This is a genomic window from Kitasatospora sp. NPDC059722 (assembly GCF_042733235.1).
GTDB lineage: Bacteria > Actinomycetota > Actinomycetes > Streptomycetales > Streptomycetaceae > Kitasatospora.
In genome coordinates, this window is the sequence record NZ_JBHWGD010000086.1 from 18,966 (window position 1) to 28,045 (window position 9,080).

Here is a 9,080-nt window from a genome sequence, read left to right on the forward strand (position 1 = left end):
CACCGGTGCCGGTTGGGGGCCGGCGGCGGCGGGCGGAATGTGGGGGTGCCCCGGGCCTGCCGGCCGGGGGCTGGAATCGCTGCCCCAGATTCCCCCCGGGCACGGCCGTCGCGGATGATGTCAACCGGCGATAACGCCGGTCAATACCGGTGGGCCTCCGCCGTGTTGATTCGTGTCATGTCCTTGGCGACAAGGGTCGTCGGCGTCTATGCTCCCGACGTGGAGCTCGACGTGAGACACCTCCGGGTGCTGTGCGCGATAGCCGACACCGGCAGCCTCCGCAAGGCGGCGCTCCGGCTCGGCATGACCCAGCCCTCCCTCACCACCCAGCTGCACCGGATCGAACGGGCCATCGGCGGCACCCTGTTCACCCGCGAGCAGACCGGCAGCCGGCCCACCGCGCTCGGCCACTCCGTGCTGTCCCGGGCCCGGCCGGTGATCACCGAGATGGCGGCGCTGGTCGCCGCCGCGCGCCAGGAGGCCCGGGAGTCGGCCGGCCCCGGCAGCCGGCGGCGGCTGCGGATCGGCAGCGTCGGCAGCCGGGCGGTGGCGGCCTGGCTGCGCCGCGTCCACGAGCGGCTGCCGGACACCGACACCACCATCCACGTGGACATCTCCGCCAGCGCCCTGCTGCGGATGGTCGCCGCCGACCAGCTCGACGTCGCCTTCGTGTACGAGAGCGAGGGCTTCCCGCTGCGCGTGCCCCCGGACGCCGAGCACCGGGTCCTGATGGCCCGCGAGCCGCAGTTCGTCGCGCTCGCCGCCGGGCACCCGGCCGCGGCCCGCCCGGTCGTCCACCTCGCCGACCTCGCCGAGGACACCTGGATGGTGGACCCGACCGCCGACCACGAGTACGCGGCGATGCGCCGGGTGTTCAGCGAGGCCGGCCTCAACCCCCGGGTGGTGCAGGTCCGGGACAACACCACCGCCGCCGACCTGGTCGCCTCCGGCGAGGCCGTCCGCCCCTGCCAGCCGACGTCCCTGCCCGGCCCCGGGACGGTCGTGCGCCCGGTCCACGGCGATCCGCTCGCCGTCCGCCTGCTGCTCACCTGGCGGCCGCGCGCGCTCGCCCCGACCGCCCTGGAGGCGCTGTACGGCGAACTGCGGGCCGCCTACCTGGACCTCGCCAAGGTCAACCCGGCCTACCTGGCCTGGCTCGCCCGGCACGAGCCGATGCTGCTCGGGCTGCGCCCGGAGGCCGCTCACGCCTCCCTGGCGTGCATCGCGACCCCGACGGCCACCATCGCCGCGCACACCAGGCCGGCCGCCAGGACCCCGGAGCCGCCGAGCGCCGTGCAGGCCAGCACCAGCACCGCGCCGGTGGGCGCCAGCGCCTGCGCGGCACCGGTCTTGGTGTGCCGCGAGTGCAGCAGCCAGACGGTGAACAGGTAGACGGCGGTCGGCACGGTGACCGTCCCGGTGGCCGCCGTCGCGGAGATCTCCGCCTTGTGCACGGCCGACTCCACCGCGACCTCCAGCCCGGTGCCGATCGCCGCCGCGGCCGCGAACACCACGTAGTGGCCGTAGCCCCACGCGAACGCCTGCCGGTTGGAGCGCAGGTGCTCGTGCACCGGGCGGGCGAAGTAGATCCACCAGGCCGAGAAGCAGATCAGCAGCCCGCCGATCGCCACCGGCACCAGCCGCCCCAGCCCCTCGTGCTCGTCCACCCCCGACTGCACCGCGACCGTCGCCGCCGCGACCGTCTCGCCGAGCACGATCAGGGTGAACAGCCCGTACCGCTCGGCGATGTGGTGCGGGTGCCAGGTGGTCTGCATCCGCAGCTCGGCCCAGACCGGCACGGCCAGCTCGGCCAGCACCCCGATCGGGATGACGAACGGCCGGGCGCCGTGCGGCAGGAGCAGCACCACCACCCACCCGACCTGGCACAGCGTGATCCCCAGCGCGTACCGCAGGGCCACCCCGCGCGCCGGGCCCTCCTCGCTGGCGGCGGCGCGCAGCCACTGGGTGACCATCGCCAGGCGCATCACCACGTAGCCGGTCACCGAGAGGACCATGTCCTGCGCCTCGAAGAGCCTCGGCACGCCGGCCGCGAGGATCAGCACCCCGGCGATCTGCACCAGTGTGGTGACCCGGTACGGCACGTCGTCGCAGTCGTACGCGGAGGCGAACCAGGTGAAGTTCATCCAGGCCCACCAGATCGCGAAGAACGCGAGCACGAAGCCCCGCAGGCCCTCGCCGTAGTGCCCGGCGGCGAGGGAGTGGGCGAGCTCGCGCCCGGCCTGGCCGACCGCGACGACGAAGCAGAGGTCGAAGAACAGCTCCAGCGGCGTGGCGACCCGGTGTCGCTCGTTCCGGTCGCGCGGGACCATCCGGCGCACCGGGGGCGGGTCGGCGGGGTGCGGGTGGGGCACTGCGGCGGAATCGCTGGTCATCGCGCTGCTCCGGGACGGGGACGGACGGCTGGGCTGTCCCGCGCATCCTGGCAGCGGGGCGGGCCCGGCGCACGCACCGGCGCGGACCGGCGGACGCCGGACCCGCCCCTTCCGTCCCTTTTCCTTCGTTCCTTTCCCCTTGCCGTCAGCCCCAGTTGACGCTCCGGTGCGCGAACCGGGTGACAGCGCGACGGGTTTCCGGGCGCGCCCGCGCCGTACCGCCCGAGCCGCCGGACCGCCCGCTACATTCGTCCCCGGTTGGAAAGCGAGCGCGGGCCCTGCGGGGCCCCACGACACGGGCGGCCTGCGGGCAACGCGGAAGGTCAAGGCCGGTGGCAGGACAGCGGGGGCGGCAAGGCCGTCCCACCCGTGTCCGCACCACCGGCCTCGTGATCACCGCGCTGCTCGCCAGCGCCTGTCCCGCCGCCGTGCCCGCGGCGACCGCCGCGTCGGGGGCAGCGGCTACTTCTCCCAGCCGATCTTGGTGTAGTCGGTCGAGGCCAGGCCGAACGCGCCGTAGTTGGCCAGGCCCTTGCGCGCCGCGACCACCTCGGGCCGCTGGTACAGCTCGACGGTGTGGCCGAGCTCCCAGATCTTGGCGTCCGCCTGGTTGTAGTACTTCGCGGCCTCCACCGGGTCGACCGTCCCGGCCGCCTTCTTCAGCAGCTCGTCGATCTCGGGGGTGCCGAGCTTCGAGTAGTTGCCGAAGACGTTGTCCCCCTCCGGCAGGCGGAAGTTGGTCAGGCTCTGGGAGAGCGGGAACGAGTCGGTGTTGCGCCAGCTGGCGAGGTCGAACTTGCCCACGTTGATGTACTTGGTGAAGAAGTCGTTCTTCGCCACCTTGTCCAGGTCGACCTTCACCCCGGCCTGCAGCCACATCGCCGCGGCCGCGGTGTACAGGTCGATCTGGGCCTGCGGGCTGGAGTCGTTGAACACGAAGTGCAGTTCGAGCGACTGGCCGTCCTTGGTGCGCGGCTGACCGCTGCCCGCCTCCTTCCAGCCGGCGTCGTCCAGCAGCTTCTTCGCGGCGGGCAGGTCGAACTTCGCCCACTCGCCCGAGTTGTCCTGGTAGCCGGCCTGGTTGGGCATGAAGATGTGGTTGCCGAGCGGCTTGAACTGCACCGGCACGCCATTGTTGGCGATCTTGATCAGCGAGTCGCGGTCGAGCGCCTTGCCGAGCGCCTGACGCACCTTCTGGTCGGTCAGCGCGCCGCCCCCGCCGAAGGAGATGTGCACCTCGTCCCACGGGCTGGAGGTGCGGATCACCGTGTCCTTGTTGTCCTTGAGCTGGCCGTAGGCGGTCGCGGTGCCGGCCGTCGCGAAGTCGATCTCGTTGTTGAGGAACGACTGGGTGGTCGCCGCCTGGGACATCACCCGGAAGGTGACCTTGTCCAGCTTGGGCTTGGCGCCCCACCACGCAGGGTCCGGGACGAGGCTGATCGTCTGGGCCGTCTTGTCGGCGACGCCGAGCTTCAGCGCGCCGGCGGTGATCGGGATCTTCTCGATCCAGGCCTTGTTGAAGTCGTCGGCGGTGGCGATCCCGGCGGCCGGGATCAGCGGCCGGAAGAGGTTCTGCCAGTCCGCGTACGGCGTCGAGAAGGTGACCTTGACCTCGGACGGGTCGGCGCCCTGCTCGACGCCGGAGATCAGCTCGTAGCCGGAGGAGTCGGCGATGTTGTAGCCGTCCTTCTTGCCGTTGCTGGCCTCCCAGTCGGCCTTGAAGTCCAGGTAGCTCAGTGCCTTGCCGTCCGACCACTTGGCCTTCGGGTTGAGCTTGTAGGTGATCACCTGCGGCGAGGCCGAGGTGACCTTGGCGTCCACCAGGTAGTCCGGGTTCGCGTGGAAGGTGCCCTCCGCGTCCGTGGAGAAGAGGGACGGCTCCAGGGCCCGCATGATGTCGACGGCGTCGCCGTAGCGGCCGTCCACCTGGAACGGGTTCCACTGGGTGATCCACTGGTACAGCGGGAAGCGCACCTCCCCGCCGTCCTTCAGCTGGTCCGGCGACTTGGGGTTGATGTCGTTGGAGCCCTGGCTCGGCGGCTCGCTCTTGGCCACGTTGTCGGCGGAGCCCCCACCGCCCGAGGTGCACGCGGTCACCGCCAGGGCGACGGCTATCGCGAGGGCGGTGGCCCGGCCGAAGCGGCGGGCCGTGGTGGCAGCGTCCATGGGGGTCCCCCTGGAGGGTTCGTCGGGAATACGGGACAGGAGATGTGCCGCGCGAGGTGTGGCGGGGCTTGAGTGTGGGCAGCCAAGTCGGCACCGAGCCAGCAGAACGTAACAGCCGTTCAGTTCCACGACCAGAGGCAGGAGTTCACGTCTGATCCAAAAGTCACACGCGGCAACACGCGTGCAACACGGCGGCCGTACGCCGCTGGAACACTCTGACCTGCTGCTTCCCGACAGCCCGTGACACGGCCCGCACCCGGGCCACCGACCGAAGGCCACCACCCGATGCCCACCAGACGCGTCGGCCCCACCCCCACCCAGGGCGGCCGCTGATGCTCCGCTACCTCGCGAAGCGGCTGAGCTACTACGCCGTCCTGCTCGTCGCCGCCGTGTTCCTGGCCTACGCGATATCCGCGGCCGCCCTCCAGCCGCGCACCTACTTCGAGGCCAAGGTCCCCCGTCCGTCCGCCGAATCGGTCGAGCACCAGCTCACCGCCCTCAACCTGAACGACCGCACCCCGGTGGTCGTGCGCTTCGGCCACTGGGCCGACGGCCTGGTCCACGGCGACCTCGGCCGGACCATCCACGACACCCCGGTGACGGACGACTTCGGCCGGCGGATCTGGGTCTCGCTGCGGCTGCTGCTGATCGGCAGCCTGCTCGGCATGGTGCTCGGCGTCGCGGTCGGCGCCTGGAGCGCCGTGCGGCAGTACCGGATATCCGACCGGCTGCTGACCCTGCTCTCCTTCGTCCTCCTCTCCACCCCGGTCTTCCTGGTCGCCCTCTTCCTCAAGAACGGCGCCATCGCCGCCAAGGACGCGGCCGGCCACGAGGTCGTCCCGTTCACCGGCTACGAGACCCCCGGGCTCGCCGGCGGCCTCGGCGCCCACCTCTCCGACTGGGCGCTCCACCTCCTGCTGCCGACCATGTCGCTCGCGCTGTACGGCCTCGCCACCTACAGCCGCTACCAGCGCGGCATCATGCTCGACGTGCTCGGCTCGGACTACCTGCGGACCGCCGAGGCCAAGGGCCTCACCCGCGGCCGGGCCCTGCTCAAGCACGGGCTGCGCACCGCCGTGATCCCGATGTCGACGATGTTCGCCTACAGCTTCCTCGGCATCTTCACCGGCGCGGTGTTCACCGAGACGATCTTCGGCTGGCACGGCATGGGCGAGTGGCTGATCCAGGCGATCAACGAACAGGACGTCAACTCCGTCGTCGCGGTCAACCTGTTCACCGCCCTCGTCGTCCTCGCCTCCGGCTTCCTCGCCGACACCCTGCACGCCGCCCTCGACCCGCGCGTGCGGTCCTGACCGGAGGTGACCCAGATGACCACCGTCGCCGCAGAACCGGCCGGACCCGCCGCCCCGGCCCCCGCGCCCCGCGGCACCGGCCGCGCCCGGCTCGTCCTCACCCGGCTGCTCGCCGCCCGCGGAGCGCTCGCCGGGGCCGTCCTCGTCCTGCTGCTGTTCGCACTCGCCTTCGGCGGGCCGTACCTGACGCAGTGGGACTACGCCGCACCCGACTTCGGCGCCCTGCACCAACCGCCCTCCGCCCAGCACTGGTTCGGCACCAACGGGATCGGGCAGGACGTCTTCGCCCAGTCCGTCCGCGGCCTGCAGAAGTCGCTGGTCATCGGTCTGCTGGTGGCGCTCTTCTCCACCGTGCTCGCCTCGCTGGTCGGCGCGTGCGCCGGCTACTTCGGCGGCTGGGCCGACCGCTGCCTGATGTTCGTCGTGGACCTGCTGCTGGTCTTCCCCAGCTTCCTGATCATCACGATCGTCTCGCCCCGGCTGAAGAGCACCGGCTGGATCGCCTTCGTCCTGCTGCTCGCCCTGTTCAACTGGATGATCACCGCCCGGGTGGTCCGGTCCATGACGCTCTCCCTGCGCGAGCGCGAATTCGTCCGCGCCGCACGCTTCATGGGCGTCCGGCCGCTGCGGATCATCCTGCGGCACGTCCTGCCGAACGTCGCGTCCTTCCTCATCATCGACGCCACCATCGCCGTCGGCGGCGCCGTCATGAGCGAGACCGCGCTCTCCTACTTCGGCTTCGGCGTCAAGCCGCCGGACGTCTCGCTCGGCACCCTGCTCGCGGCCGGCACCAGCGAAGCGCCGGTGTTCCCCTGGCTCTTCTACTTCCCCGCCGCGCTGCTGGTGCTGTTCGTCCTCGCCGTCAACCTCATCGGCGACGGGCTGCGCGACGCCCTCGACCCCACCGCCGCGGGCGCGCCCCGCCGCCGCGCCCGTAGGAAGAAGCCGTGACCACCGCCGTGACCAGCACCCCCGGCACCGCCGTCGAAACCCCCCTGCTCGCCGTCCGCGACCTGCGCGTCGACTTCGCCGGCCCGCAGGGCCCGGTCCCGGCCGTGCGCGGGGTGGACCTCACCCTGCGGCGCGGCGAAACCCTCGGCATCGTCGGCGAGTCCGGCTCCGGGAAGTCCGTCACCGCGCTGTCCGTCCTCGGGCTGCTGCCCGGCACCGCCCGGGTCCGGGGCTCGGTGCGGTTGGACGGGCGGGAGCTGGTCGGGCTGCCCGGCCGGGAGCTCGCCTCGATCCGCGGCCGGCGGGTCGCGATGGTCTTCCAGGACCCGCTCTCCGCCTTCACCCCGGTCTACCGGATCGGCGACCAGATCGCCGAGGCGATCCGCGTCCACCAGAAGACCGACAAGGCCGCCGCCCGCCGCCGCGCCGCCGAACTCCTCGACCTCGTCGGCATCCCGGCCCCCGACCGCGCGCTCGACAGCTTCCCGCACGAGTTCTCCGGCGGCATGCGCCAGCGCGCGATGATCGCCATGGCCGTCGCCAACGACCCCGACATCCTGCTCGCCGACGAGCCCACCACCGCCCTGGACGTCACCATCCAGGCCCAGGTGCTCGACGTCCTGCGCACCGCCCAGCGGGAGACCGGCGCCGCGCTGGTGCTGGTCAGCCACGACCTCGGGGTGATCGCCGGGACGGCCGACCGGGTCGCGGTGATGTACGCGGGCCGGGTGGTCGAAACGGCCGGTGTGGACGAGCTGTTCGCGGCCCCGCGCCACCCGTACACGCTCGGCCTGATCGGCGCGGTGCCCCGGCTCGACGGCCGCGGCGGGCCGCTCGTCCCGATCCCCGGCAGCCCGCCGCCACTGGCCGACCTGCCGCCCGGCTGCCCGTTCGCCGCGCGCTGCCCGCTCGCCGAACCGCGCTGCTCGACGGCCGAGCCGGAACTGCTCGGTGAGGACGGCCACCTGGCGGCGTGCGTGCGCTCGGCGGAGCTGGCCGAGCAGCGGCCCGCTCCGGCCGACGTGTACCCCGTGCCGGAGGTGCCCGCCCCCGCCGTGACCGGGGCACGCGACACCCGGCCGCAGGTACTGGCGGTCAGCAGGCTCGGAAAAACGTTTCCGCTCCTCAAGGGCACGGTGTTCAAGCGCCGCGTCGGCGAGGTCTACGCCGTGGACGGCGTCGACCTCGACCTCCGCGAGGGCGAGACCCTCGGCCTGGTCGGCGAATCCGGCTCCGGCAAGTCCACGACGCTCTTCGAGCTGCTCGACCTCGCCGCCCCCGAGACCGGCCGCATCGAGCTCCTCGGACAGGACACGTCCCGGCTCACCCGCGCCGAGGCCCACCGGCTCCGGTCGCAGCTGCAGATCGTCTTCCAGGACCCGATGGCCAGCCTCGACCCCCGGATGCCGGTCGGCGACATCATCGCCGAGCCCCTGCGCGCCCAGCGCGCCGCCCGCGACGAGATCGCCGGGCGGGTGCCCGAACTGCTGCGCCAGGTCGGCCTCGAACCGGAGCACGCCGGCCGCTACCCGCACCAGTTCTCCGGCGGGCAGCGCCAGCGGATCTCCATCGCGCGCGCCCTGGCCGTCCGCCCCAGGCTGCTCGTCCTGGACGAGCCGGTCTCCGCGCTCGACGTCTCCATCCAGGCCGGGATCCTCAACCTGCTGCAGTCGCTCAAGGCCGAACTGGGCCTGTCCTACCTGTTCGTCTCGCACGACCTCTCGGTCATCCGGCACCTCGCCGACCGGGTCAGCGTGATGTACCTCGGACGGACAGTCGAGCAGGGCGACGTCGCCGCCGTCTTCGACCGCCCCCGCCACCCGTACACCCGCGCGCTGCTCTCCGCCGTCCCGCTGCCCGACCCGGCCGCCGAACGCGCCCGGGACCGGATCCTCCTCGCGGGCGATCCGCCCTCCCCCACCCAGCGGCACGCCGGCTGCCCCTTCCGCACCCGCTGCCCGGTCTACGCCCGCCTCACGGAGCCCGGGGCACGGACCCGCTGCGAGGAGGAGAGGCCCGCGCTCGCGGGGGACGGGCACCAGGCGGCCTGCCACTTCCCGGACGTCACCTGAAGGCCCGCACGAGAATCTCACGTAACGTGATCGGCCGAATACGATTCGGCGGATCGCCCCGGTCCCGTGTAATGTCTTCCGCGTCAGCAAGCGCCGCTAGCTCAGTTGGTTAGAGCAGCTGACTCTTAATCAGCGGGTCCGGGGTTCGAGTCCCTGGCGGCGCACAGACAGCCGGAAGGCCCTTC

Annotated in this window: 5 protein-coding genes, 1 tRNA gene and 1 pseudogene; 5 read left to right on the forward strand and 2 right to left on the reverse strand. The window is 72.4% G+C overall.

Annotated elements, in window-relative coordinates:
* Positions 1-177 precede the first annotated feature (177 nt).
* Positions 178-1,098 (forward strand): annotated as a pseudogene (locus tag ACFV4F_RS35145) (LysR family transcriptional regulator); the annotation flags it as partial.
* A gap of 104 nt (positions 1,099-1,202) precedes the next feature.
* Here ACFV4F_RS35145 and ACFV4F_RS35150 read toward each other — a convergent pair.
* A complete protein-coding gene (locus ACFV4F_RS35150; RefSeq protein ID WP_380491386.1) occupies positions 1,203-2,393 on the reverse strand; it encodes a low temperature requirement protein A in 1,191 nt (396 codons plus the stop codon).
* 462 nt (positions 2,394-2,855) lie between these two features.
* Positions 2,856-4,559, reverse strand: coding sequence for an ABC transporter family substrate-binding protein (locus ACFV4F_RS35155; protein ID WP_380508791.1), 1,704 nt, complete (start codon positions 4,557-4,559; stop codon positions 2,856-2,858).
* A 332-nt stretch (positions 4,560-4,891) separates the two neighbouring features.
* Here ACFV4F_RS35155 and ACFV4F_RS35160 point away from each other — a divergent pair, with 332 nt between their 5' ends.
* The 4 genes from ACFV4F_RS35160 (at position 4,892) to ACFV4F_RS35175 (ending at position 9,059) form a co-directional block, all read left to right on the forward strand.
* On the forward strand, positions 4,892-5,872 hold the full coding sequence (locus ACFV4F_RS35160) for an ABC transporter permease (RefSeq protein WP_380435208.1): 981 nt from the start codon (positions 4,892-4,894) through the stop codon (positions 5,870-5,872).
* Between the two features lie 15 nt (positions 5,873-5,887).
* Entirely contained in the window at positions 5,888-6,823 is a 936-nt protein-coding gene (locus tag ACFV4F_RS35165; protein WP_380435207.1) for an ABC transporter permease, read from the forward strand.
* A complete protein-coding gene (locus ACFV4F_RS35170; protein WP_380508794.1) occupies positions 6,820-8,895 on the forward strand; it encodes a dipeptide ABC transporter ATP-binding protein in 2,076 nt (691 codons plus the stop codon). Before ACFV4F_RS35165 ends, ACFV4F_RS35170 begins: the two co-directional genes overlap by 4 nt.
* A 90-nt stretch (positions 8,896-8,985) precedes the next feature.
* A tRNA-Lys gene (locus tag ACFV4F_RS35175) sits at positions 8,986-9,059 on the forward strand.
* The last annotated feature ends 21 nt before the right edge of the window (positions 9,060-9,080 follow it).